Annotated in this window: 1 protein-coding gene; it reads right to left on the reverse strand. The window is 31.7% G+C overall.

All coding sequences use genetic code 11. The annotated features are described in order from the left end of the window. Nucleotides 1-32: 32 nt before the first annotated feature. The gene (tnpA, locus tag DRF60_RS20890) at nucleotides 33-485 is read right to left on the reverse strand and encodes an IS200/IS605 family transposase (protein ID WP_116015279.1); all 453 of its coding nucleotides are present in this window, start codon (nucleotides 483-485) and stop codon (nucleotides 33-35) included. Nucleotides 486-589 lie beyond the last annotated feature (104 nt).

Consider the following 589-nt stretch of genomic DNA (forward strand, 5'->3'; position numbering starts at 1 on the left):
AATAAACTACCCCGGGGCAGAGCCCCGAAGTATTAGAAATCAAAAAGTGTAAGTTGAGCCTCATGCACTTTTTGATATTCTTTTTCTTTTCCTTGATTTTCTATATACTTTTTAATGACATCTTTGTTTCCATATTGACCTACTGTATTCGCATAATAACCACTGGTCCAAAAATTCCCACCCCAAAGCTTAGCTTTAACTTCAGGAAAACGTTTGAAAATTTCTTTAGCTGTGATACTTTTTACTTTCATACAAATTTCACTAATTGATAAATTTGGAACGCTTTGTATCAAGAAATGAACATGGTTATCTTCATAACCAATTTCTAAAAAATGAATTTCATAGCGATGAGACAATTCAATACATATTTCTTTTAAGCCTGCTCCAACTTCTTCATTAATAACCGAATTCCTGTATTTCACAGGAAAAACAATATGGTACAGAAGTAAAGTTTTATTATGCCTTTTTAAAATATGATCATTCATAAATCAAAGCTACATCTTTTTATTTTTTTGAAAAACCACCCGTTTTTCAAACTTTTCCTCTTTTCACCCCGAGGCAGAGCCTCGAGGAATTCTTTAGATTAAAA

The organism is Chryseobacterium elymi, from assembly GCF_003385495.1.
GTDB lineage: Bacteria > Bacteroidota > Bacteroidia > Flavobacteriales > Weeksellaceae > Chryseobacterium > Chryseobacterium elymi.